28 protein-coding genes and 2 tRNA genes are annotated in these 21,666 nt (G+C 52.3%); 12 read left to right on the top strand and 18 right to left on the bottom strand.

Features of this window, described 5'->3' with window-relative positions; genetic code table 11:
• Positions 1-41 precede the first annotated feature (41 nt).
• The 5 genes from rplT to trxA all read right to left on the bottom strand — a co-directional run bounded on the left by rplT (position 42) and on the right by trxA (position 4,333).
• The gene (gene rplT, locus IPG80_RS21935) at positions 42-383 is read right to left on the bottom strand and encodes a 50S ribosomal protein L20 (protein WP_345111936.1); all 342 of its coding nucleotides are present in this window, start codon (positions 381-383) and stop codon (positions 42-44) included.
• 97 nt (positions 384-480) lie between these two features.
• A complete protein-coding gene (locus IPG80_RS21930; protein ID WP_345111933.1) occupies positions 481-711 on the bottom strand; it encodes a bL35 family ribosomal protein in 231 nt (76 codons plus the stop codon).
• 82 nt (positions 712-793) lie between these two features.
• Positions 794-1,369: a translation initiation factor IF-3 gene (gene infC / locus IPG80_RS21925; protein WP_345112259.1), complete on the bottom strand. Its 576-nt coding sequence runs from the start codon at positions 1,367-1,369 to the stop codon at positions 794-796.
• A 107-nt stretch (positions 1,370-1,476) separates the two neighbouring features.
• On the bottom strand, positions 1,477-3,906 hold the full coding sequence (locus tag IPG80_RS21920; protein WP_345111930.1) for an alpha/beta fold hydrolase: 2,430 nt from the start codon (positions 3,904-3,906) through the stop codon (positions 1,477-1,479).
• A gap of 61 nt (positions 3,907-3,967) precedes the next feature.
• Entirely contained in the window at positions 3,968-4,333 is a 366-nt protein-coding gene (gene trxA, locus IPG80_RS21915; protein ID WP_345112256.1) for a thioredoxin, read from the bottom strand.
• A gap of 55 nt (positions 4,334-4,388) precedes the next feature.
• Here trxA and IPG80_RS21910 point away from each other — a divergent pair.
• Positions 4,389-4,460: transfer RNA gene (locus IPG80_RS21910), tRNA-Lys, on the top strand.
• 446 nt (positions 4,461-4,906) lie between these two features.
• On the opposite strand, the gene IPG80_RS21905 is transcribed toward IPG80_RS21910, so the two are convergent.
• Together IPG80_RS21905 and IPG80_RS21900 are read right to left on the bottom strand one after the other, a co-directional pair.
• A complete protein-coding gene (locus IPG80_RS21905; protein WP_345111926.1) occupies positions 4,907-5,470 on the bottom strand; it encodes an AAC(3) family N-acetyltransferase in 564 nt (187 codons plus the stop codon).
• A 75-nt stretch (positions 5,471-5,545) separates the two neighbouring features.
• The gene (locus IPG80_RS21900; protein ID WP_345111923.1) at positions 5,546-6,319 is read right to left on the bottom strand and encodes an enoyl-CoA hydratase-related protein; all 774 of its coding nucleotides are present in this window, start codon (positions 6,317-6,319) and stop codon (positions 5,546-5,548) included.
• Between the two features lie 127 nt (positions 6,320-6,446).
• On the opposite strand from IPG80_RS21900, the gene IPG80_RS21895 reads away from it, so the two are divergent.
• The 8 genes from IPG80_RS21895 (at position 6,447) to IPG80_RS21860 (ending at position 13,530) form a co-directional block, all read left to right on the top strand.
• Complete coding sequence (locus IPG80_RS21895; protein WP_345111920.1) at positions 6,447-7,190, top strand: DUF1295 domain-containing protein; 744 nt, start codon at positions 6,447-6,449, stop codon at positions 7,188-7,190.
• A 21-nt stretch (positions 7,191-7,211) separates the two neighbouring features.
• Entirely contained in the window at positions 7,212-7,610 is a 399-nt protein-coding gene (locus tag IPG80_RS21890; RefSeq protein ID WP_345111917.1) for a hypothetical protein, read from the top strand.
• Positions 7,611-7,658: 48 nt separating this feature from the next.
• Positions 7,659-8,261 carry a DUF998 domain-containing protein gene (locus IPG80_RS21885; RefSeq protein WP_345111914.1) on the top strand — a complete coding sequence of 201 codons (603 nt, stop codon included), beginning with the start codon at positions 7,659-7,661 and terminating at the stop codon, positions 8,259-8,261.
• Between the two features lie 92 nt (positions 8,262-8,353).
• The gene (locus IPG80_RS21880; RefSeq protein ID WP_345111912.1) at positions 8,354-8,914 is read left to right on the top strand and encodes a hypothetical protein; all 561 of its coding nucleotides are present in this window, start codon (positions 8,354-8,356) and stop codon (positions 8,912-8,914) included.
• A 265-nt stretch (positions 8,915-9,179) separates the two neighbouring features.
• Entirely contained in the window at positions 9,180-10,376 is a 1,197-nt protein-coding gene (locus IPG80_RS21875; protein ID WP_345111910.1) for an aminomethyltransferase family protein, read from the top strand.
• A 78-nt stretch (positions 10,377-10,454) separates the two neighbouring features.
• Positions 10,455-12,056, top strand: a complete 1,602-nt coding sequence (locus IPG80_RS21870) for an NAD(P)/FAD-dependent oxidoreductase (protein ID WP_345111907.1) — start codon at positions 10,455-10,457, stop codon at positions 12,054-12,056.
• Positions 12,053-13,300 (top strand): NAD(P)/FAD-dependent oxidoreductase, encoded by a 1,248-nt coding sequence (locus IPG80_RS21865; RefSeq protein ID WP_345111903.1) that lies wholly within the window; start codon positions 12,053-12,055, stop codon positions 13,298-13,300. Before IPG80_RS21870 ends, IPG80_RS21865 begins: the two co-directional genes overlap by 4 nt.
• Positions 13,301-13,308: 8 nt before the next feature.
• On the top strand, positions 13,309-13,530 hold the full coding sequence (locus tag IPG80_RS21860; protein ID WP_345111900.1) for a hypothetical protein: 222 nt from the start codon (positions 13,309-13,311) through the stop codon (positions 13,528-13,530).
• Between the two features lie 36 nt (positions 13,531-13,566).
• Here the strand turns inward: IPG80_RS21860 and IPG80_RS21855 are convergent, their stop codons facing one another.
• Complete coding sequence (locus IPG80_RS21855) at positions 13,567-13,767, bottom strand: hypothetical protein (protein ID WP_345111898.1); 201 nt, start codon at positions 13,765-13,767, stop codon at positions 13,567-13,569.
• A complete protein-coding gene (locus tag IPG80_RS21850) occupies positions 13,740-13,928 on the bottom strand; it encodes a hypothetical protein (protein ID WP_345111895.1) in 189 nt (62 codons plus the stop codon). The genes IPG80_RS21855 and IPG80_RS21850 overlap by 28 nt, the downstream gene beginning before the upstream one ends.
• A gap of 62 nt (positions 13,929-13,990) precedes the next feature.
• On the opposite strand from IPG80_RS21850, the gene IPG80_RS21845 reads away from it, so the two are divergent.
• Complete coding sequence (locus tag IPG80_RS21845; RefSeq protein WP_345111892.1) at positions 13,991-14,539, top strand: DUF6174 domain-containing protein; 549 nt, start codon at positions 13,991-13,993, stop codon at positions 14,537-14,539.
• Positions 14,540-14,566: 27 nt separating this feature from the next.
• Here IPG80_RS21845 and IPG80_RS21840 read toward each other — a convergent pair whose 3' ends face one another.
• Entirely contained in the window at positions 14,567-15,166 is a 600-nt protein-coding gene (locus IPG80_RS21840; protein WP_345111890.1) for a class I SAM-dependent methyltransferase, read from the bottom strand.
• Between the two features lie 310 nt (positions 15,167-15,476).
• Here IPG80_RS21840 and IPG80_RS21835 point away from each other — a divergent pair.
• Positions 15,477-15,548 (top strand) — tRNA-Arg (locus tag IPG80_RS21835).
• A gap of 184 nt (positions 15,549-15,732) precedes the next feature.
• Here the strand turns inward: IPG80_RS21835 and IPG80_RS21830 are convergent.
• Genes IPG80_RS21830 through IPG80_RS21805 form a run of 6 tightly spaced genes read right to left on the bottom strand, consistent with a single transcriptional unit; the run spans position 15,733 to position 19,638 of the window.
• On the bottom strand, positions 15,733-16,014 hold the full coding sequence (locus IPG80_RS21830) for a hypothetical protein (RefSeq protein WP_345111887.1): 282 nt from the start codon (positions 16,012-16,014) through the stop codon (positions 15,733-15,735).
• Positions 16,015-16,038: 24 nt separating this feature from the next.
• Complete coding sequence (gene recN / locus IPG80_RS21825) at positions 16,039-17,469, bottom strand: DNA repair protein RecN (protein ID WP_345111883.1); 1,431 nt, start codon at positions 17,467-17,469, stop codon at positions 16,039-16,041.
• Positions 17,470-17,472: 3 nt separating this feature from the next.
• On the bottom strand, positions 17,473-17,994 hold the full coding sequence (locus tag IPG80_RS21820; protein WP_345111880.1) for a hypothetical protein: 522 nt from the start codon (positions 17,992-17,994) through the stop codon (positions 17,473-17,475).
• Positions 17,991-18,854: an NAD(+)/NADH kinase gene (locus IPG80_RS21815; protein ID WP_345111877.1), complete on the bottom strand. Its 864-nt coding sequence runs from the start codon at positions 18,852-18,854 to the stop codon at positions 17,991-17,993. Before IPG80_RS21815 ends, IPG80_RS21820 begins: the two co-directional genes overlap by 4 nt.
• A 38-nt stretch (positions 18,855-18,892) precedes the next feature.
• A complete protein-coding gene (gene cas4, locus IPG80_RS21810) occupies positions 18,893-19,405 on the bottom strand; it encodes a CRISPR-associated protein Cas4 (protein ID WP_345111874.1) in 513 nt (170 codons plus the stop codon).
• On the bottom strand, positions 19,402-19,638 hold the full coding sequence (locus tag IPG80_RS21805) for a hypothetical protein (RefSeq protein WP_345111871.1): 237 nt from the start codon (positions 19,636-19,638) through the stop codon (positions 19,402-19,404). Before IPG80_RS21805 ends, cas4 begins: the two co-directional genes overlap by 4 nt.
• A gap of 99 nt (positions 19,639-19,737) precedes the next feature.
• Between IPG80_RS21805 and IPG80_RS21800 the strand changes: the two genes are divergently transcribed.
• Complete coding sequence (locus IPG80_RS21800) at positions 19,738-20,289, top strand: phosphoribosyltransferase family protein (RefSeq protein WP_345111868.1); 552 nt, start codon at positions 19,738-19,740, stop codon at positions 20,287-20,289.
• A 28-nt stretch (positions 20,290-20,317) separates the two neighbouring features.
• Here the strand turns inward: IPG80_RS21800 and IPG80_RS21795 are convergent, their stop codons facing one another.
• Both IPG80_RS21795 and IPG80_RS21790 read right to left on the bottom strand, forming a co-directional pair.
• The gene (locus IPG80_RS21795) at positions 20,318-20,560 is read right to left on the bottom strand and encodes a GIY-YIG nuclease family protein (RefSeq protein WP_345111865.1); all 243 of its coding nucleotides are present in this window, start codon (positions 20,558-20,560) and stop codon (positions 20,318-20,320) included.
• 10 nt (positions 20,561-20,570) lie between these two features.
• A complete protein-coding gene (locus IPG80_RS21790) occupies positions 20,571-21,557 on the bottom strand; it encodes a prephenate dehydrogenase (protein ID WP_345111862.1) in 987 nt (328 codons plus the stop codon).
• Between the last annotated feature and the right edge of the window lie 109 nt (positions 21,558-21,666).

Genomic DNA, 21,666 nt, shown 5'->3' with positions numbered 1-21,666 from the left:
AATAATGTAGGGGCTGGGTTACCCAGCCCCTACATAAATATTTATTTCGTTTGTGCCACGACTGCGGCGAAGGCTTGCGGGTTCTTCACTGCAATGTCGGCAAGCATCTTGCGGTTGATCTCGATGTTCGCCTTCTTCAAGGCAGCCACCAGACGGCTGTACGTTGTGCCGTTCAGGCGGGACGCGGCGTTGATACGGGCGATCCACAACTTGCGCAGATCGCGTTTGCGCACACGGCGGTCACGAGTGGCGTACCAGAGGCTCTTGAGCATGGCCTCGTTGGCTCGCTTGAACAGGGTGCTCTTCGAGCCGCGCTGTCCTTTCGTGATCTTCAAAACTTTTTTGTGACGTAAGTGCCCTTGCGGGCCACCTTTAACGCGCATTGTTCTTATACCTCCTGCAAACTCGCGGGCGTCGGTGAGTTACACCAGTTGCGCACACCCGAAAGCCGCACATAAAAAAATTACGACAGCCGGACGATTAGTCCATGTTGGGCGCGAGGCGCTTGATGCGCTTCACGAACTTGCGGCCCTGCACAACGATCATTTCACTCAAGAGTCCCTTGGTGCGATCCGAAGTGCGGCGGCGAAGGTGGCTTTTGCCGCCCTTGGTGCGCACCAGAACACCGGAGCCCGTCATGCGAAATCGCTTGGATGTCGCCTTGTGGGTCTTGAGTTTGAATTTCTTGCCAGGTTTTGCTTTGCGTGGCATCGCTTAGTTCTCCTTTCGGGCAAAATAAACCGCGGACTTTTACGCCCGCGGACGATCAACATCTTTGGGTCTTGCTCTACGCTCAGGCTTCCGCTTCGGGCTTCGCTTCAGCCTGCTCGGGTTTCTCTTTCTTCTTTGGCGCCGCAGCCTTGTTCGGAGCCATCACCACGAGCATGGTGCGTCCTTCCATTTGCGGCGGGACTTCGATGACGGCAACGTCAGCGAGGTCGGCGGCGATCTCTTTCAGGTCTTCGAGCGCGATCTCGGGGTAATCCATTTCGCGCCCGCGGAACTTGACCGTCACACGCACCTTATGCCCCTGCAAAAGCCAGCGGCGGGCATCGTCCACTTTGAAGCCACGGTGGGCTTCGTTCGTCTTCGGTCGCAAGCGAATCTCCTTAACCTCGATCTTGGTTTGGGATTTCTTCGCTTCGCGTTCCTTCTTCGCCTTTTCGTAGATGAACTTACCAAAGTCCATCACACGGCAGACGGGCGGATTCGCACCGGGTGAGACCTCTACAAGGTCTAACTCCGCATCGCGTGCAATCTTCAAGGCTTCCTTGATGGCAACAACACCTACGTTGCCTCCATCCGGACCGATCAGGCGCACTTCCGCAACGCGGATGCCCTCATTTACTCGAAACTCGTTGGCGCTTATATGCTTCTCCTCTTGCTTATAGACAAAACAAATCCAGCTCTTGGCTGGTTTTTAGCGGGCAAATGATACCATGAAGGAGGTCGAGTCGTCAACGAGAACAGCCTTTTTTACCTTGCCGAGTCGATCATTGGCAGCAAAAGGCTGCGATACAGGGCATCATGTTCGTCTGGGTGGCTGAAGAGTACGATCACCAGTGATTCGCCGCCATCATCTGCCACAGCGATATCTACAGGTCGCCCGTTGGAGGTGGTGTAGTACATCATCCATAAATAGCCGTTTGCCTGACGGGTTCCTGCCGCATTCGGAGGACCATCCAATCCGCGGTAACCATGAATGCCAGACGAAAAATAATCCACAAGTTCCTGAGGCGAGACATCTGAACGGAATGCCGTTACCTGGGTGATGTCAAAGGCAGAGCTTTCACGTAGGAAGAATCCATCATCGGTTAGCGACCAATCACGCGGGACATCCAGTGTGACCCCTGAAAGGCTTTGGCGCTCCAAATTCAGCGGCGGCTGACCGGTGAATGGCACAAGAAATTTCACTGGCTGGATGCCATTCAAGCATTCACGGCTTGGTTCAATGCCAGGGTTGGCAATGAAAGCCAGCATTGTTTGGCGGGCACATAGATCATCTGCTGTTGGTACATGCCCCATGGTTGGGAACTCGAAGTAGTAACTGTGGGTCAGGGTCTCGGCAACCTGCTTGCCGAGGAAGGGCGGCGTTGCCGGGTCGAACGAGCCTTCGATCACCAGGCTGGGAATGTCGCTCACGACCGCATCATTTTCACCAAGGTTCGGACCCGTGCTTCCCCAGTTTTTACAGGCTGGGAACATATCTGCAAAATCGCCATAGAAGGGACGGAACACTTTTTCTTTTATACCGGTCTGTTCTGAAACGGATTTCAATTCTTCAGGAGTGGAATCCAATACGTGTTCGCGGCACATCATGGAAATATACAAGCCGGGGCTGATGCCGTCGAATTCGTAGGGCAGGGAATATTGCGCGGCGATCAATGTGGAGTAATCTCCGTTTTCAACACGGTAGATGGTTTGCGGGGCGGTGAGGATGAAATCAGGCGAGCGCAATAACCCGGTGATGACCGAAAGCAGGTACGCCCCATCCACAGTTTCGGTGACGGTTCCCATGGGGTAGGCGGATGTGGTTAAGGTGATGGGTCTTGCATCCAGTTTTTGAAGGAGTGATCGAAAGACAGCTTCCAGGTCTGGATAGGCGCTGCCGCAGGCAGGGTCTGAGGCGCAGGCGATGAAGAGCTGCGATAACGCGGCATTGACGGATTTTGGATATTCTTCGATCATGTTCGCTTCGACAGGGACGACCGAATCAAGAACTGCCGAACGGATGATCTCGGGGTGGTTACGCATGGTGACGAGCGCCAGCCGGGTTCCATAGGAAGCACCGTATAAGTTGACTTGTTGATAACCAAGTAGTTTGACGATATCGCGCAGGTCGGCGGCGCTTTCAACGGTTGAGTATGCACTTAGGTCACTGCCTTGGGCTTGTAACAATCCGCTGCACGAGAGGAAGGCGTTTTGGTAGACCAGTTCTCTTGATTCGACAGCCAGAGTTCCGTAAATGTCCTGACGATGGACTTTGTCGAGTTCGTCGCAGTTCATCACCGGCTCAGAAAGCCCCGTGCCGCGCTGATCGAAGGTGACGTAATCGCGTGTGGAAATGAACGGTTCAACGAGAATTGAATAGGCATTCGCGCTCAATTGCACCGCCTGTCCGCCGGGTCCGCCTTGCAGGAAGAGAACCGGATCTGGTGCAGGATTGGAACTGGTGCTGTGATAGACGGCGACCGCCAATCGGAGCGTCCGACCGGAAGCGATGCTTCGATTCTCAGGGACAATGGCATACCCGCAGGTGACTTGTACACCAAAGGGTATCTCGAATTGGCAGGGCGCTTCTTCAAATGCAGGTGTGTAGGCGACGGTTGGTAGTGCGGTTGGCAGCGGAGTTGCTGGCGGCAGGGTATTGGCTATATCTGGCTGGGTGTTTGGGGTGACGTTCGATGTGGCTGAGTTGGGATTGGTTGCGGGCAGCACAGCCGATGTGCCAGGACGGTTTGTAAGCATACGGAAGCCAAGCACCCCGACGCAAACGAGGATGCACAATCCGCTTAGGGCGGCGATGAGGATGATATTGTTATTGGTTTTCTTTTTGGAGGCTGTTTTTTTCGCAGAGGTTTTTGTCTGTGGGGCTTTTTCTTCTGAAATGAAGGCGGGGGTATTTTGCGACGGTTGTGAAAAGGGTTGGGTGGGTGAAACAGGTTGCGGCGTGGAAAGAAACGCGATCTGTTTTTTTGCGTCAGCATTGTTGGGGTTGATGTCCAGTACGCGTTGAAAGCAGTATTCGCGTTTGTCGGCAGTGTCCATGCACATGCCGAGTAAAAACCAACCGCGTTCGGAGCGCGGGTGTTCCTGTACAAGCCGGGTCAGAATGGCGATAGCGTGTTTTCTGTTACCCGATCTGAACGCAGATAAACCCTCTTGGAATAGTTCCTGTTCTGGCACGTGGTTTCCCTCCCGCTATTAAAAAAGAAAATGGAGCCGATGTTCCGGCTCCATTATACTCTTACACGTGCGGGGTGACTTTTGCTTCGATCTTGTCTTTGGGCAGATACCCGGTGATGCGTTCCTTGACCTCGCCGCTCTTGAAGAGCATAAGGGTCGGGATGCCCATAACACCGTATTGCATCATGATGTTTGGGTTCAAGTCTGCGTCAAGTTTGACGACCTTGACCTTGCCATCCCATTGTCCCGCCAGTTGTTCCACGATGGGTGCGATCATTTTGCATGGCTGACACCAATCTGCTGTGAAATCCACCAGTACCGGGGTTTGTGCGCTGATGACTTCTTCTTGGAAGTCTTGTTCGGTTACGTATTTTACTGAGCTCATGTTTGCCTCCGTATACTTGGATGTGGTCTCATCTGTTTTAATTACTCGCGTTGACGCCTGTATCCTGCCGTGATAGAATGCAATCCGCTTTGAAGATGGGCGCGTAGCTCAATGGTAGAGCAGCGGCCTTTTAAGCCGTTTGTTGAGAGTTCGAGCCTCTCCGCGCTCACAAAAATCCTCCCTTGTGGAGGGTTTTTATTTTGTTGAGAGCCCCATCGAGGGATTGAATCCGAGCTTCTCCACGTTCACAAAAATCCTCCCTTGTGGAGGGTTTTTATTTTGTTGAAGCCCATCAGGGATTAATCCGGCTGCCTGGGGTAACCCGGTCCTTATGTCAAAACCCCCCGAGGGTTCTGCTTGCATCCAATCCGCCGTATGGGCGTGGCAGGTACATGGTTGGTTTTAAACGCAGCTGACCTAAAGTCTACCACCCCCGGACCGTCTTAGACAGCCAATCTTCCGGGTAAACTGCCCGACAGCTGCAACAGGTCGGGATGACGGGAATGGAAAACTTCTTGGTATTTTGACCCCATCTACTTCGGTTTGGCGGGTGAAAGGTTTGATGCCGTCTGCCAGAGAGTTGAACCCCTCCGGGTCGCCGGGGAAGTTGAGGCATTAACCCGAGTCGCCAGGGAAATTCGGGCATTCGATTACGCCACTTTCTGTCAGCGCCCAACGGACGAATTGCATGCGCCCGGCAAGTTTCTCGCCGTAGTGGATGCTGACGTTCACGCGTTGATCCATACCGATGAGCAAGACGACACCCTCTTCTTCTGCCATGGCGGCAATGGGGGCATAGGGTTCGTGGATGGTTTGGGTGTGAATGGCATCATCTGCGCCGATGCCTGTAAAAGATAGTACGGGGTGTAATGAGCGTTTTGCCTTGGCGTGACTGCGGACGAGTTCGGGAAATTTTCCGAAGGCTTCATCGGCTGGCATGGAAGGGGTGAAAGATTCAGCCAGGTTTTTTACATCCGTTTTGTTGTGTACGGGGTGATAGTCGATGGGCAGGAGTGCTTTTGGGGTAAAGGTTGGGGTCATGAAACCGCCAGTGGTTTCGAGCAAGGCGGCAAGCAGTGCGTCGGCATTGACGATGGGAGATGCGTGAACAAGGACCAGGCGTTTTTTCAGGCTCAGGTCGGAGAGCGCAGGTTTGAGGTCAGAAAAAGAGGCGGGCATGGGTAGTCGAATAGTCGAATAGTCAAAAAGTCGCTCGGTCGGACTATCCGCCTAAGCGCCTAAAAAACTACACGGCTACTTCCCTTTCCAATTGGGTTTGCGTTTTTCGATGAAGGCTTGCATGCCTTCTTTTTGATCTTCCGTTGCGAATAGCGGATAGAAGTTACGCTTCTCTACGGCTAGACCTTCTGTGAGCGTAGTTTCAAACGCGGCATTAACGGCGTCCTTCGCCATGCGGACGGCGATAGGCGCGCGCGAAGCAATTTCTTCGGCAAAAGCAACAGCGGCATCGAGGTACCCTTCCACCGGTACGATGCGATTGACCAAGCCAAACTGTTGTGCTTCCTGCGCGGTGAGCGTACGGTTGTTGATGACCATTTCCATGGCGAGATGTTTGCCAACGAGACGAGCCAGTCGCTGGGTGCCGCCCGCGCCGGGGATAATGCCAATGGTGATCTCCGGCTGACCAAACTTGGCAGATTCGCTTGCCACAACCATATCGCAGGAAAGCACGAACTCACTTCCGCCGCCCAGCGCCCAACCTGAGACTGCTGCAATGACGGGTTTACGAATACCACGAATGCGATCCCACACTTTCACGTGCTCATTGGCAAGCATTTGCACGTACGTTTGATCTGCCATTTCCTTGATATCGGCTCCGGCGGCGAAGGCTTTTTCATTACCGGTGACGATGATCGCACCGACGTTCTCATCTTTGTCAAAAACTTCCAATGCATCAAAGACTTCACCAAGCATGGCAAGGTTGAATGCATTCATGGCTTGCGGTCGGTTTAACTGTACAATGCCCACGCGTTTGCGGGTTTCGGTTAGGATGGTAGTGTAGGTCATGGGGGATTCTCCAGGGTGCTCTTCTGTAGAACGCAGTCTACTGATCTGTTCTACGTTAAAGGCGATTATAAAGGATGAAGCGAAGACCGTGCTGTATAATGTCGCGAATTAAAAAGGAGTTTTTAGGATGATTCTGCCGGAATGGACAACAATCAATATTGTTCTTTACACTATGCTGGCAATTCTTGTATTAGGCGTGGCACCCGCAGAATTAAGCGGATGGTCCATGATGTATTACAGTAAATTTCGCAAAGATTCGGGCATTTCTGGCAGGGCAGGCATGGTATTTTTATATTTCATGCCCATCGTCGTGTTGACCATCCTTGCATGGGGCTATCTGCCCAATGCTGCATTTGTGCAATGGGCAGTGTATCTTGCAGTGGCGCTTCATTTTTTGAAACGCGTATTGGAGTCTTTATTCCTGCATCGTTATTCAGGACCCATTGACCCGTTCACCACCTTGATGATCGCCGCCTTCTACTCTTTTTGTGCCGGAATGATCGGTTGGTTGAATCACAACCCTTGGACTGCCGTCGATGTATGGTTCGGGCTCGGAATATTTATTTTTGTTGTAGGGATGTCTGGCAATTTTTATCATCACAAGTTATTGGCGGACCTGCGTAAGAACTCGCTTGATTACTTCATCCCAAAAGGCGGATTGTTCGACTATGTGGTCTGTCCGCATTATCTGTTCGAGATCCTGACCTGGCTCGGCATTGCCCTGCTTTCACGGCATCTGGCGGCATGGATGACCCTGCTCTTCATTATTTTTTACCTTTCGGCGCGTGCCCTGCGTGCGCTTCGGTGGTATCACAGCAAATTCACTGGTTTCCCGAAAGACCGTAAGGCGATCCTGCCTTTTGTCTTATAACTTATTGATTGGAGAAATAAAATGCAAACTCTTCTCGTAATTCACTCCCACACCCGCTGGCTCATTTTGCTTGTGGCACTGGTTGCCATCGTCAAATTCACACTTGGCTGGCTGCGCGGCGGCGCCTTCAAAGGCATGGACCGTGGACTCGCCTCCGGCTTCAGCGGTCTTATGGACCTGCAAGCCACCCTTGGCTTGATCTTCTTGATCTGGACCGGCTTATCTGGTGTTGGCTTCCCCATGCTGCGCATCGAACATGCCACCACCATGATCGTTGCGGCTGTCCTTGCACATTTGCCTGCACGTTGGAAGAACGCCTCAGACACGGTTCGCTTCCGCAATACCTTGTTCTGTATTGTCGGTTCGTTGGTTTTGGTCTTCATGGGTGTTGTCCGCTTGCGCGGCGGTTGGACTTGGTGATCTAAAAATGGAAACAGCCTCGCATGTGCGAGGCTGTTTTGTTTAAACATGAAAAAACTAATTCTTATTGGTCCCATTCTTTTTGCTGTTGTGCTTGTTACGTTGACATTCGTCGAATACGATTTTCTTTTGAGTCTGGGTTGGCACCCCATTAATGACCCCACTTTCGACTGGCCCAGCGGGCTGGCACTCGGTCGCTTTGGGTGGATCATGACCGCCACCTTCATCATCAGCGGACTCATCATGACTCTTTTTGCCCGTCGCCTCTTTCTGGACTTGAAGCCAAGCACTGCTTCCAAGCTTGGCACCACGCTGATGGCGTTCGCAGGTTTATTTCTCGCCACCTTAGCCCTCACCACCGACCCAACGATTCGTGATACTCCCGCCACCTGGCATGGACAGTTGCATGACCTCTCGTTTGTGTTGCTCGGTCTCACACTTTTCCCTGCCATGGTCGTTCTCGGTTTTGCCTTCCGCGCCGACGAGCGCTGGAAGAGTCTTGCCGTTTACACATGGGGGACGCTTGCCTTGGCGGGACCGGCATTCTTCATCAAAGGGGCAGCGTTCTATGTTTTTCTATTTTCCATTTTGTTGTGGAACGAACTCGCTGCTTTACGCCTGACTCGCACTACTCTAGGCGAGTCTCTTTGATATCGTTTGGAATTGTTTCCGTCGATTCCTTCAAAGGGCGGTAAAATTTTAATCATTAAGAAAAAGTCCCGCTTCTCTGACAGGAAACCAATATGCGTATCGCAAAAAAACTAAAACAAGACCAGGAGATCGTTCTACGGTTTTTGGATGTTTTCGGCAGAGGCTCCGCCGAACTCGGTTCGAGCAACAAACATGTCCAACCCGGTTTTTTTGTATTTGGCAGCACTTTCATCCATGATTACGTTGAAGCTGTTTTCTTTCGCAAGGAAGGATTACTCATTGCTGCGCTCGAAGACTCCGGTTTTCCTTCCAATATGGGAGCCGTTGGCGGCATGAAGAGTGAACAGACAAAATGCAGGGAAGCGGCAGACCTATTATTCAAAGCCGCCAAAGCCTGGCAGGGTGGAGATTCCAGTGCCCGTACCGAAGTGAGCTGGGCTGCCAGTGAGTTCAACTCCACCCTGCGTCAGCACCTGGACCGTCTCAAGAATCTGATCTTGCCACTTCTTGAACAGAATATTTCTCCTGAAGACGAGCATAAGATCCTTGAAGGATTGAACAACATTACTTTTGAGAATGATATGCAGGACGAAGAGGGTAAATACATCAAAATTCTTGAAAACCTTGAAGAAGAACTTAGTGACTGGAAATAAAAAAATATATCGAATGAATTTGAAAAGATAACGAAAGCCCGCCTGCTCTTTTTTTTGACACGAAAACTCACCCCTGAGATATTGAATGGGGTGAGTTTTTATTATCCCGGAGTTGATTTACATTTTGTCCCCAATCGCGGGTTGAGAATATGAGCCAATAATGTGATGATGCAATCTGACCTGTTTTGTCTTCATTAGGTGAATCTCTGGATTGCCACAGGATTATATATAATGTACAATCCGCGCCAATCAAGGAAACCTCCCCATGCTTCAACTAAAAACCACTCCATTCCATGAACGAACGTCCGCGTTGTGCCAGCCTCGGAATTGGCGCAAGTGGGCGGGATATTTCGCCGCAGGCTCGTACGAGCACACGCTCGACCGCGAGTATTGGGCGATCCGCAATGCGGCAGCGTTGATCGATGTCTCGCCGCTGATCAAGTATGTGATTAAAGGCAAAGACGCGGCGGCTTTGCTGCATCGCGTCACCACCCGCAACATCCACAAGATGAGCGTGGGACAAGTCTTCTACACCGGCTGGTGCGACGAAGAAGGCAAGATGATCGACGATGGCACCGTCACGCGCTTCGACGAAACAACCTTTCGCCTGACCTCTGCGGAACCAAATCTGCGCTGGCTGATGATGAATGCGGTCGGCATGGAAGTGGAAATTACCGAAGTCACGGACGATGTGGCGGCGCTCAGTTTTCAGGGACCGAACACACGCAAGGTCTTGAACATCGTCGCCGAAAAACCCGTGGACGAGTTGAAGTATTTCCGCATGATGAAGAACAAGATCAACGGAATTGAAGTCACCATTTCACGCACAGGTTACACAGGTGACCTCGGCTACGAAATCTGGATGGACGCAAAAGACGCACTTCCTATTTGGGATAAGTTGATGGAAGTCGGCGGTGATTACGGCATTGCACCCGTCGGCATTTTGGCAATGGACATGGCGCGCGTGGAAGCAGGTCTCTTCATGCTTGATGTGGACTACACCTCCGCAAGCCACGCATGGATCGAACCGCAGAAATCCTCTCCCTACGAATTGGGACTCGACTGGACAGTCGCTCTTGATAAACCCGGCTACTTCGTCGGTCGCCGCGCGTTGGAACGTGAAAAGCGCGAAGGCTCCACATGGAAGATGGTCGGTTTGGAAGTGGATTGGGTTGGAATGGAAAAGTTATTCGCAGGCGCTGGCTTGCCGCCGCAAATCCCTGGCATGGCTGTGCGTGGAAGTCTGCCTGTGATGGTGGGCAATGTGCAGGTTGGATACGCATCCACTTCTACATGGTCACCGCTGCTGAAAAAATACATCGCCCTCGCACATTTGCAGAAACCATACTTTGAAGTCGGCACCGATGTACGCATGGAAATCACCGTCGAACATCACCGTCAACACGCGCCTGCGAAGGTGGTCAAGCTGCCGTTCTACGAGCCTGAGTGGAAGAAGAAATAGGACGATAGACCACAGACGACGGACGATGGTTTTCCATGGTCAATCGTCTACCGTCCATCGTCATTATAGGAATTATCTATGACAACAAATCAATACGACGCAATCATCATCGGCGGTGGTCACAACGGACTTGTGGCTGGCGCATACCTCGCGCGCGCAGGCAAGAAAGTGGTCGTGCTTGAGCGCAGACATATCGCAGGCGGCGCGGCAGTGACCGAGGAAATTTTCCCTGGCTATAAGTTCACCGAGTTTTCATATGTGGTGAGTTTGTTACGCCCCGAAATCATCCGTGACTTGGAATTGCCCAAGCATGGACTCAAAATCCTTCCGCTTCCTTCCACCGTCACTCCCATGGAAAACGGAGATTATCTCGGCGCATGGGATGACCACGACCTGACCCGCCGCGAGATCTATCGTCACTCCCCAAAAGACGCAGAAGCCTATGACGAGTACGCACGTGTCATGGCACGCGCGGCAAAAGCCATCAAGCCGATTATCAATCTCATTCCGCCCGACCCATCCTCACTCAGCGTGAAGGACTTAATGGGCTTGCTCAAAGTCGGTCAATTCGCAGCAAATCTTTCTGAAAAAGAATTGTATGCAATTGCCAAACTCGCCACCCAATCCTCCGCGGATTTGCTCGAAGAGTGGTTCGAGTTTGACGCGCTCAAAGGCACCAAAGCCGCCAGCGGAATCATCGGCACCTACCTTGGTCCGCGCTCCCCTGGGACGGCGTACGTTTTGCTTCATCACTACATGGGCGAAATTGACGGCGCCTTCCGCGCGTGGGGTTTTGCCAAGAACGGCTCTGGCGGAGTCAGCGGCTCCATCCTTAGCGCAGCGAAAGCGCTCGGGGTGGAGGTCAGACTCAACGCAAGCGTGAAGCAGGTCATCGTTAAGAATGGACGCGCTGTTGGCGTCGCTCTCGAGAACGGCGATGAACTCACATCCAAAGTTGTCATGTCCGCCGCTGACCCGAAGCGCACCTTCCTGCAATTCGTCGAGCAAAAACATTTCCCCGATGAATTCGTCACCGCGCTGCAAAACTTCCGCACACGCGGCTCGTCGGGCAAGGTCAACATCGCGTTGAGCGAACTGCCCAACTTCACCGCGCTGCCCTTCAAAGGCAAAGGTCACGACTCGGCGCTGCATCGCGGCGCGGTGTCCATCAGCCCGAGCATTGATTACATCGAGCGCGCCTACGACGACGCGAAGTACGGGCAGATTTCCAAGCGCCCGTATCTCGATATGATTTTCCCATCCATGATTGACCCAGACATGGCGCCTCCCGGACAGCACGTGATGTCTTGCTTCGTGCAATACGCGCCGTACGACCTCGAAGGCGGCTGGAACGACACGAGGCGGGACGAACTCGGCGAAGCGGTCATCTCGACCATCGAGCAATACGCGCCGAACATCCGCAAAGCCATTGTCGGCATGCAGGTCATCTCGCCGAAAGACATCGAAGCCATCGCGGGCATCACGGGCGGCAACATCTTCCACGGCGAACTGCTGCTGCACCAAATCTTCTTCCTGCGTCCCACCCCGCAATGGGCAGACTTCCGCACCCCGCTCAAAGGCTACTACTTCGGCGCAAGCGGCGCGCACCCTGGCGGCGGCGTGATGGGCGCACCCGGCATGTTGGCTGCAAAAGAAATTCTCAAGGACGGTATGCTATGAGCCACTACGACACCATCATCATCGGCGCAGGTCATAACGGACTCGTTGCTGCTGCCTATCTCGCCAAGCAAGGCAAAAAAGTTTTGGTGCTTGAACGCCGCGCCATCGTCGGCGGTTCGGTTGTTACAGAATCTTTCGGCGATGATTTCAAAGCGGATTCAATTTATGCAGGCGGGACTCTGCGCCCCGACATTATCAAAGACCTGAAACTCGCCTCACACGGGCTGACAGTTGATACCGTCCGAAAGCCATTCATCTCCCTCCAGGCAGACGGCAACCACCTCACCCTCGACGCCGAGTCCATCAAACGCATCTCCGAAAAAGACGCGGCGCGCTTCCCCGAATTTGTCCGCTTCATGGATAAAGCCGCAAGCATTCTCGACACCGCCTACGCCACCATCATGCCGCGCCTGCCGCTGAACTTCAACATCCGCGAAGGCTACGGCTTGCTCGAATTGGGACTCGAACTGAAACTCGCAGGTCGCAAGGACATGCTCAACTTCATCCGCGCCCTGCCGATGACCGCGCAGGAATTGCTCGATGAATATTTTGAATCTGACGTGGTCAAAGCCGCGATTGCCTCCGTCGGCATCCACGGCTTCACCCTCGGACCGATGGGCGCAGGCACAGGCTACACCCTCATCCACAACTGGATGAATCGCGGCGGCTTGGCAAACGTCAATGTTGGCAAAGCTGGAGAAATTACACAAGCACTTGCGAATGCGGTGAAATCCTTCGGTGGTGAAATTAGAACCGAGGCAGAAGTAAAAAGTATCAAAGTAGAAAGCCAGATTGCGAAGGGTGTCATCCTCGCAAACGGCGAAGAGATTCTTGCAAATCAAATCCTCTCCTCCGCAGACCCGAAGCACACCCTGCTCAAACTCGTCGGCGCACAGGATTTACCGCCCGAATTCGTCTGGCACACCCAGTCCATCAAAATGCGCGGCTCGGTGGCAAAAATCCACTTGCAGACCAACGGCAGTCACGGCATCCCCGAAGGGACACTGGTTGTTGCTCCTTCAATCAAGTATTTAGAAAAAGCCTACGACGCCGCGAAGTACGGCGAAATTTCCGAGAAGCCGTATCTGGAAGTGACGACTTCTGGCAACGTGGTCAGCATCCATTTCCAATCCGCGCCGTATGCTTTGAGAAATAGTGACTGGAAAGTGGAAAGTGGAAAGTTGAAACATTGGCGATTGACTCACTTGCGGAATATTTCCCCAACCTCAAATCGTCAATCGTAAATCGCAAATTGATTTCGCCTCTTGACCTCGAACAAACCTACGGTCTCACCGAAGGCGACCTCAACCACGGTCAACTCATGCTCGATCAATTCCTCTTCATGCGACCCATCCCAGGCTGGTCGAATCACAAAACGCCCATTGACAACCTCTATCTCTGCGGAAGTGGAGTCCACGGCGGAGGCGGCGTCAGCGGCGCTGCAGGACGGAATGCGGCGAAGTCTTTGAAATAAAAAATCTGGTCACGCTAAAAGCGTGACCAGATTTTTTTACTTGAACAACCAGACGATCTCCATCTTCGGCTCTACGTTCCTGCCTAGTCTGCTGTGCCAGATCTCGCGCGGTGGTTCTGCCATTTCATGACCGTTCTTTTGGATCCAATCCGCAGCGGCATCGTACGCGCCGAGAATGACGGGGAAGTCGGTCTCTGGTCCGACCGTCATCACACAGGCGGCTTGCCCGCCTGCCAACTGCTTGACCTGATCCTCGCCATAATAACGATAGCCAGATTGCGGTCGACCCAGCGTGGTTGTAATAGGTTCAATTGGTCATAGAGCTGCAAGGCTTTGAGTGAAAGGCGGGTGAGGCTGGCGAAAGCGCCAATGGAGAGCAGTTCTTCAGCTTGGGTCATGTCGGCAGTATACAGTCTTCCCAAAGGGTAGAGTCAAGGGATGATTATGTTATAGTTTTTACATGATTTGGAAAACAAGAACTATTGTTGGGGTTGTTTTCATTGGATTGATTTTGATGCAATTTTTGTATGACCCACTGGCATTTTTGGAACAAAATATAAACATTGGAAATATCCAAACTATACTTATAAAGGCACAAGCCCAATGGGATTCTGCCATGATCCAAAATTATGCATTCGAGATCCATGGCGCCTCTCAGAGTATTTGCAAGGTCAATGCGTCGATTGAAGTTCAGGATGATGCAGTAAGAAAGGTGCAACCTTTGCATGTAAATTCTGCGCTTCCGCCCGACGCATGGGCAGACCCGGATTGGGGAAATGAAGTTTTTCTCTGCGATTACAACCACTTCACGGTTCCACAAATGTTTGCAATGCTGGGGAAGACGTTAGAGAATTCTCCCTTCGCCATCCTTGATGCCGAATTTGACCCGCAGTATGGGTTTATTACGCAATTTGCAGATGGGATATCAGCCAGCCATGGATGGCTTAACCTGCAACGCCAAAGCATTTATAACGAATTTCAAGTTAGCAATTTTAAAATAGAGCAGTAGGTCACGCATATAGCGTGACCTACTTTTTTACTTCAAACTTGCACTACCGTAAATTGCGCGCGGATCGCGCCCAAAGGCAAGGCGTTTTGCCCATGTACTCGGAAAGTGGTGCAATGCATGAGAGTCCATCTTTGCAGGAGCATCGAGGCGCCAGCCTGCCACTGCAAGATTTTGAAAGATGCGCTCTGAACCGTCTTCCAGTGACCAGCCTTGTTCGGATAACGCGCCTCCGTTCAAGCGGATCTCGAGCCTGGCACCCGAACCTAAAATGGATTCAAGTCCGCATAAGAGTCTTGGGTCACCTTCGAGCAGGCTGTTCAGCAAACTTCCCCACGGAAAGTTAATGGTGACATGTGAAATCTGTCCATGCAGTTCGTGCGGCAGGGATTGGGCGTTGGCAATCACGTAAAGCAGATTTGGTAGATTGGTGCGTGAATATTCTCTCAGATTCTCGCGGCACGAGTCCATGCCGATGATGAAGTGGCTGGGAAATGTTTGGGCGTGGCAAAAGGCAAATTTGCCATCACCCGTTCCCAGGTCCAGCGCGATGCGTTTGTAATTTGCGAGTCGTGCATGCAGTTCAGTCGAATCCATAGTCAGGGATGTTTTGCCCCGAATTGTTTCCATGTGAAACCTCCAATTTGTCGAGTTGAGATGGGTGGGCGACAAATTGGAGTGGGGCGGCGCACGAGCACGCTTAAATGCAAATAGACGGCTGCACAGTCGTCAGGCACCGTCGAGGTCGTCGGGTGTAGGTTTTTTACGGGTTAGGGGAAATGCAAGGTCAGCCTGTGAGGCTGAGAGGGGGTAGGCTTAGCAGGGGGGACGAGTGGTGTTCATGATTTCGATGATAGCACGACCGTCTGGCGGTGTGTATTAATTTTCTCTATGAGGACGGTATGAACGGTTTTGAACTTTTGGGTATAATCCAAATATCGCTCTGATAGTTCAACGGATAGAACAAGGCACTCCTAAGGCTTAGATGTAGGTTCGATTCCTACTCAGGGCACAACGAATCTGAATAAAATAAATTAATAATTTCTAACCAATTTAATTATTGACATTTCAAAAATCTAGGTGTATTATTGACATCGTTGATTGCCAGGGTGCCCCCCTCACCCTGGCAATCAACATTTTAATTTCCAAACATGCTAATAAAAAGAGGTCATTTCACAGGAAATGACCTCTTTTTATTACTTTTTAGTTTCTTTGACCATTTGTCGGGCGGTTTGCAACAGTTCGTGAGCCGAACGGAGCGTGCCTTCACCCACTTCGCCGAGCATTTGCGAAAGCTCCAGCAGGCGGCTCTCGCCTTCGAGCGGCTCGACACGGGTGAGGGTGCGTCCTTTGTCCACAAGTTTTTGCACCTGATAATGCTGGTCGCCAAAGACGGCGAGTTGCGGGAGGTGTGTTACGCAGAAAACTTGATGGCTGCGCGAGAGATTCCATAGTTTATGCCCCACTACCATGCCCACGCGCCCGCCAATGCCTTGGTCGATCTAATCGAATATGAGTGAGGGAACTTCATCGGCGCGTGCCATGACATTTTTCAACCCAAGCATGAGACGCGAGGTTTCACCACCGGAAGCGACCTTTGCCAGCGGTTTGAGACCTTCACCGGGGTTGGGGGCAACAAGAAATTCCACGCGGTCGAGACCATTTTGGTCGAAGGCGAGGCGGGTTCCATCTGCGGATGGGACGCCGTTGGGGTCGGGCTTGGTTTGGAAGTCCACGCCAAATTGAGCCGATGCCATGCGCAGATCATCGAGTTCAAGCTCAATGCCTTTCCCCATGGTTTCGGCAGCGGACTTGCGTTTTTCAGAGAGGGTGCCGCCCTGTTTCGAGAGTTTCTCGAGCAGTTTGGCTTCCTGCATTTCAAGTTCGGCGATGCGATCCGCCGCACCTGTGATGGTATCCAACTGTTTTTTCGCATCGGCTCCGTATGAGATGACTGCGGGAATGCTGCCGCCATATTTTCGGACGAGCGAATGAATCAGGTCGAGCCGTTCTTCAACGTCGTCGAGCCGTTTGGGGTTGAATTCGATCTCTTCCAAGTACCCGCGCAGTTCGTGGATGATATCTGAAAGGGTATCGAGCATGAGCTCGGCTTGATTTGAAAGTTCTGATTGTCCTTCATCGATCTTTGCCAATGCAGCAAGTGCTTGGGCTGCCTGTCCGATCAAGTCGGTTGCTGCGGGAGTTTCAGGCGAGCCTTCTTCGAGGATCGCGAGCGCTTCCTGTGCGTTCTGTGCAAGTGACTCAGCGTTGGCGAGCCGGTCGCGTTCTTTGCGCAATTCTTCGTCTTCGCCCACTTTTAATTTCGCCGATTCGATCTCTTCCACCTGGTAGGTGAGCATTTCAATACGGCGGTCAGCGTCTGCCTGGGCTTTGCGGATGTCGTTCAATTCATGGCGCAGGGTCAACAGCGAATGATAGGTCTGACGGTAATCGTTCAATGGTTTGGCAACATCGGCGTATCGGTCGAGCAGACCGAGATGTGCGCGCGGGTCAAGCAGGGAAAGATGTTCCGCCTGCCCGTGAATATCGATCAACAATGCGCCAAGTTCCTTGAGCAGCCCCACGTTCACTGTGCGTCCATTAATACGTGCCACGCTGCGCCCTTCGCGGCGGACTTCACGCATCAGCACCACGTAATCGGGATCGTCCATCAGATCTTCGCGTTTGAGGACTTCATGCACCGCCTCACGTTCCGGACCTTTGAGATGGAAGACACCCTCAACAAAGGCGGCGTCTGAATCTGCGCGCACGAAGGTTGGGTCGGCTTTGCCGCCGATGAGCATGACTACGGCGTCGAGGATGATCGATTTGCCTGCGCCGGTTTCACCGGTAAGGATGATCAGCCCGGCACCGAAGCGCAGGTCGAGTTTGTCGATGATGGCGAAATTCTGGATGTGGAGTTCGGTAAGCATGGGTTATCTGGAAAGTTGGATGCCGGAGAGCCGGGCGTACACTAAGGGGACGGATACGAATAGGTAAAGCGCTTGAAAGATAATGCCAAAGATATTTCCGCCGAGAAGCTGCAAGAGCAGCATGGGCAGTGCGCCAGCAATGACACCTGCGCCCACGGTAATAAATAGCGCACGCGAGCGGCGTCGGTGGGTGATAGCTCGAACGGCTTCGGCAATACCGGTTCCGGCGGCGGAAGAACCGAGAAAGATCAATATCCAGCCAAAGAAACCGAAGCCGCCGATCAGGGTCACCAAAAAGGACGCCACCCCTGAAATTACTCCTGCGACGATGGCGCCGGAGATAAAGTCGTACCATAGGGCGGTATCGAAGGAGCGTTGTCTTTCGCGCATGCATTCTTTGCAAATGTAACCGGTGGGGGTGCTGACCGCGCAGGAGGTGCAGATGTAGCGGTCGCAGCGCTTGCAGCGCAGGCTGGTCTCCCGGTTCGGGTGAACATAGCAAGTGGTGGATGTGGAAGAGATCATCGCGGAAATCCTGAAGAATTTTCGTTTATGTGCATGGTGATATTTCGGTAGAAATACCCCGGGTTTCCAAATCGTACGAATTGCGCCGTCACATCGGCTGCAGTCACGTTGACGTGGTCGTCTTCCATCAACGGGGTGGGCGGCTGCCCATCGACGCTAAGGATGGCATTCTCACTTTTGATCTTGATGCCGACCGTGACACCTTCTGAAAGCACAACGGCGCGGTCTACAGAAAGATGGGGTGCGATGGGTACCAGTAGAATGTTGCGAAGTTCCGGCGGCAGGATGGGTCCGCCTGCGGCAAGGGCATATGCGGTGGAGCCGGTTGCGGTTGCGGCGATGAGCCCATCGGCGACGTAGCTGGTCAACTCGCGGGAGTCCACATAGGCGGTGAGCCGCACGGGGCGCAGGTTTTGTCCGCGCCCGACGACGACTTCATTGAGGGCGATCGAGGTGCCGATCTTTTCGCCAGCGCGGAAGTGTTCTGCGTGCAACATCATGCGGTTTTCGATCCAGGCTTCTCCTTTGAACAACCTGTCAAAATATTCGTGCCATTCCTTACGGTCGATCTGAATGAGGAACCCCAACCTGCCCAGGTTCACACCCAATATGGGAACTTTCGATGGCGCGCATAAGTGACCTGCTCGTAGTACACTGCCGTCCCCGCCCACGGCAATGAGCATATCAAACTCACCCTGCTTTACGCGTCTGCGCAGGTCTTCGTCATAAAGAGATCCGACCGGTGCATCCATGCCTCTTTCTTTGAGAAAGACGGACATGGCTTCCGCTTCTGTGAACGCCTCGGGCATTTTTGGATATGCCGTGACAACGATACGTTTTGGGATGAAGGGCAAAGACATACGGGAAATTATACCTTTTTGTCTTGTTCGCTATCATGTTATGCGAGGCTTTGTTCGCATATTTCCCTGAAGCCGCAGCGTTTGCAGCGGGAGACCTGTTCGTGCGACCGGTCAATATTCCCGCGGACATCGTCTTCGCGCATGTCGGCGATAAGTTCGATCAGTGCCTTCTCCAATTCATGGGTGTAGTCTATGGCGAAATCACGGTTCTCATAGTGGATGATGCCATATGGCGGGCGTTTGCCTAACGATTTTTCTACAAGCAGGCAATAGGATGCCAGTTGAAAAATATGTGAGTCGTAGGGGGCTTCAGGTGCGCGCCCTGATTTAACTTCCACTGGGATGATCTGACCGTTCTTTTCGATCAGATAGTCGGGTTTGCCGGTGAGCCCGAGGGCGGGGTAGTACAGCGGCTTTTCCACTTTACCCCAGGCGCGTGTGTCGGTATAGATGATGCGTCCGCCGGGGAGCCCCGCGGCTTTTTGCTGGCGGTTCGATTGCCAGAAAAATACCAGCGCAAGCAGGAAAAGGATCAGAACAATGGAGGTCATAGCACTTGATAGGCGAGGTATGCTACCAGCGTGAGGATGGCTGCCAGAAGCAGGATCCAGCCCAATGTGCGGGTGAGCGCGGAGACAAGGACCTGCCTTCCATGTCGGCGGTGGAGTTCCGTCCCGGCAACAAGTTCTGCCTGATTCTCGGAGGGTGTTCCGATCTTGCGATACCACCAGGCACGGCGGCAGTATAAGTATGAACCGATTTCAGAGGAGCGGATCGCGCGCATGAGCACAGTATAGCACAAATTTTCTAATCTACATCCTCGCAGGAACATAACCGAATCATGATAAACTTTCGGTGCAAAATTTCCAGTGGAGGCATTTCCATGACCGATCGTGACACTTACTCAATTGAAATCGCCGGCATTAAACGCGAACTTCGTTTGTTCGAGATCAAGCCTGGCTTACGCATTGCCATTTTGAATATTTTGGGAGATACCGAGTTGGTGCAAGCCTGTGCGCGCGGACTTGCCGAGAAGGTAAAGAGTGTGGACTACGACATCATCATGACCGCAGAGGCGAAGTCCATCCCCATCGCACATGCACTTTCGGTGGAAACAAAGAAACCGTATGTCGTTTTGCGCAAAACTTACAAGCCTTACATGGGTGACGCCCTGCAAGCGGAGACTCTTTCCATTACAACGGGTCAGCCGCAGGTCTTGATCCTTGATGAAAAAGACCGTGAGTTGATCCAAGGCAAAAAGGTTCTGGTGGTGGATGATGTCATCAGCACTGGTTCCACCCTGCAGGGCATGCGCATGATCCTCGATAAAGCCAACGCCAGCATTGCAGGTGAGGCGGCGATCCTCACTGAAGGAGACCGCGCTCAGTGGATGCATATTTATTCCCTTGGGCATTTGCCGCTGTTTACCGATTAAATGAGTAGGGGCGACTCGCGAGTCGCCCCTACATCATGAACAATTCCATTTTCTTTTTTCGTGAGAGAGCCTTGATGGCTCTCTCACGTTTTAATGCGCTGATCTTATCGGGCTGTTCTTCCAAATAAACCAACTTTACAGGACGGCGCGTCTTGGTGTAGCGCGCGCCAACACCTTTGTTATGCTGTTTGAGCCGCCGTTCGGGGTCGGTGGTCCAGCCGGTGTAGTAGGTGCCGTCTGAACATTCGAGAATATAGCAGAAATTGGTCATGCCTTCCTGCTTATTCTTTGCGCTTTCCCATCTTGCCGAATTTCGAGCCGAACAATGATTCCATCATTGTTTGTTTTTCCACGATTGCGCCGGGCATTTTGGTCCATTCGGCTCTCTCACGTTCTAAAAGCCAGTTCAAGCGGTTTTGCTGGGCAGTTTCCAGTCGTTTGAGCAGTGAGGCTTCCTCTGCCTTTTCCAGGTCTTCACGCAGATCGAGCAGAGCATTCATCAGCGCATTCAATGTGCGGATGACGTTCTCACGGTTATGCATGGCTAACTCTGCAAGTGCCTGCGCCGATTTTCCCTCTGAAAAAGCAGCTGTGGCATTGAAATAATCCTGACTTGCAGATTTGCGCATTTCCATCCAACCAGGTTGACTGGTGCTTGCATTCAATAGAGCAGTTGAAGTCAGCCAGGGTAAAAGATGGGTGGTTGCCATTAGACCATCTGATTCAACGAAATCGGTTAATAGGGTGGTTGCACCAAGAAACCCGATCAGGTCAGAGACCAATTTCACAGCTTGTTCGGGGGTGCCTGAAGGCGCTGAGAGCAGGAAAACGCTTTTTTCGAAAAGATCCGCTTTGGCTGAGTCCAGACCGGTTTCTCTTAAGTCCAAATATTTGGGTCCAACTGCTGGTGCGATTCCTACATAGTGGACTGTCTCGGGCAAAATTTCCTTTGCCCATTTGGCAACTTTTACCTTTACAAGAGAGGTGTCTACAATCACTGCATCATTGCGGAGGTCTTTGGCAATATGCACAAGTGTTTCGCGGATCTCATGTACGGGCAGGGCAAGAATCACCAGGTCGGCATTTTCCACTGAGTTTGGCAGGTTATGGTCTGTTTCATGGACGGCCCCAAGCTTCTTTGAGCGCCGTTCAATGCCAAAATCCTTGTCATGCCCGGTTATTACCAGCAGATCTTTGTGCGGTGCGAGCGCCAGCCCAATGGAAGCGCCAATCTGCCCTAAACCGATAATTGTGATCTTTACAGCCATGGTAACCTCAAAGTGTGGAGTGACAGGATTATACCTTGCAGAAATTCCCCGTTAAAATACGAGAACCGCGGACGCCGACCGCGGTTCTCTTTGAAAGGAGGAGAAGAGA

It is taken from the genome of Candidatus Villigracilis vicinus (genome assembly GCF_016702885.1).
GTDB classification, from domain to species: domain Bacteria; phylum Chloroflexota; class Anaerolineae; order Anaerolineales; family Villigracilaceae; genus Villigracilis; species Villigracilis vicinus.
Note: the sequence above shows the minus strand (reverse complement) of the source record. Positions and strands in the feature narration are given on the sequence as shown.

Bases quoted from the DNA above. Each gene is read 5' to 3' on its own strand.
- rplT (WP_345111936.1), bottom strand. From the start codon at position 383: ATGCGCGTTAAAGGTGGCCCGCAAGGGCACTTACGTCACAAAAAAGTT.
- IPG80_RS21930 (WP_345111933.1), bottom strand. From the start codon at position 711: ATGCCACGCAAAGCAAAACCTGGCAAGAAATTCAAACTCAAGACCCAC.
- IPG80_RS21905 (WP_345111926.1), bottom strand. From the start codon at position 5,470: ATGCCCGCCTCTTTTTCTGACCTCAAACCTGCGCTCTCCGACCTGAGC.
- IPG80_RS21900 (WP_345111923.1), bottom strand. From the start codon at position 6,319: ATGACCTACACTACCATCCTAACCGAAACCCGCAAACGCGTGGGCATT.
- IPG80_RS21895 (WP_345111920.1), top strand. From the start codon at position 6,447: ATGATTCTGCCGGAATGGACAACAATCAATATTGTTCTTTACACTATG.
- IPG80_RS21890 (WP_345111917.1), top strand. From the start codon at position 7,212: ATGCAAACTCTTCTCGTAATTCACTCCCACACCCGCTGGCTCATTTTG.
- IPG80_RS21885 (WP_345111914.1), top strand. From the start codon at position 7,659: ATGAAAAAACTAATTCTTATTGGTCCCATTCTTTTTGCTGTTGTGCTT.
- IPG80_RS21880 (WP_345111912.1), top strand. From the start codon at position 8,354: ATGCGTATCGCAAAAAAACTAAAACAAGACCAGGAGATCGTTCTACGG.
- IPG80_RS21875 (WP_345111910.1), top strand. From the start codon at position 9,180: ATGCTTCAACTAAAAACCACTCCATTCCATGAACGAACGTCCGCGTTG.
- IPG80_RS21870 (WP_345111907.1), top strand. From the start codon at position 10,455: ATGACAACAAATCAATACGACGCAATCATCATCGGCGGTGGTCACAAC.
- IPG80_RS21865 (WP_345111903.1), top strand. From the start codon at position 12,053: ATGAGCCACTACGACACCATCATCATCGGCGCAGGTCATAACGGACTC.
- IPG80_RS21850 (WP_345111895.1), bottom strand. From the start codon at position 13,928: ATGACCCAAGCTGAAGAACTGCTCTCCATTGGCGCTTTCGCCAGCCTC.
- IPG80_RS21845 (WP_345111892.1), top strand. From the start codon at position 13,991: ATGATTTGGAAAACAAGAACTATTGTTGGGGTTGTTTTCATTGGATTG.
- IPG80_RS21840 (WP_345111890.1), bottom strand. From the start codon at position 15,166: ATGGAAACAATTCGGGGCAAAACATCCCTGACTATGGATTCGACTGAA.
- recN (WP_345111883.1), bottom strand. From the start codon at position 17,469: ATGCTTACCGAACTCCACATCCAGAATTTCGCCATCATCGACAAACTC.
- IPG80_RS21820 (WP_345111880.1), bottom strand. From the start codon at position 17,994: ATGATCTCTTCCACATCCACCACTTGCTATGTTCACCCGAACCGGGAG.
- IPG80_RS21815 (WP_345111877.1), bottom strand. From the start codon at position 18,854: ATGTCTTTGCCCTTCATCCCAAAACGTATCGTTGTCACGGCATATCCA.
- cas4 (WP_345111874.1), bottom strand. From the start codon at position 19,405: ATGACCTCCATTGTTCTGATCCTTTTCCTGCTTGCGCTGGTATTTTTC.
- IPG80_RS21805 (WP_345111871.1), bottom strand. From the start codon at position 19,638: ATGCGCGCGATCCGCTCCTCTGAAATCGGTTCATACTTATACTGCCGC.
- IPG80_RS21800 (WP_345111868.1), top strand. From the start codon at position 19,738: ATGACCGATCGTGACACTTACTCAATTGAAATCGCCGGCATTAAACGC.
- IPG80_RS21795 (WP_345111865.1), bottom strand. From the start codon at position 20,560: ATGACCAATTTCTGCTATATTCTCGAATGTTCAGACGGCACCTACTAC.
- IPG80_RS21790 (WP_345111862.1), bottom strand. From the start codon at position 21,557: ATGGCTGTAAAGATCACAATTATCGGTTTAGGGCAGATTGGCGCTTCC.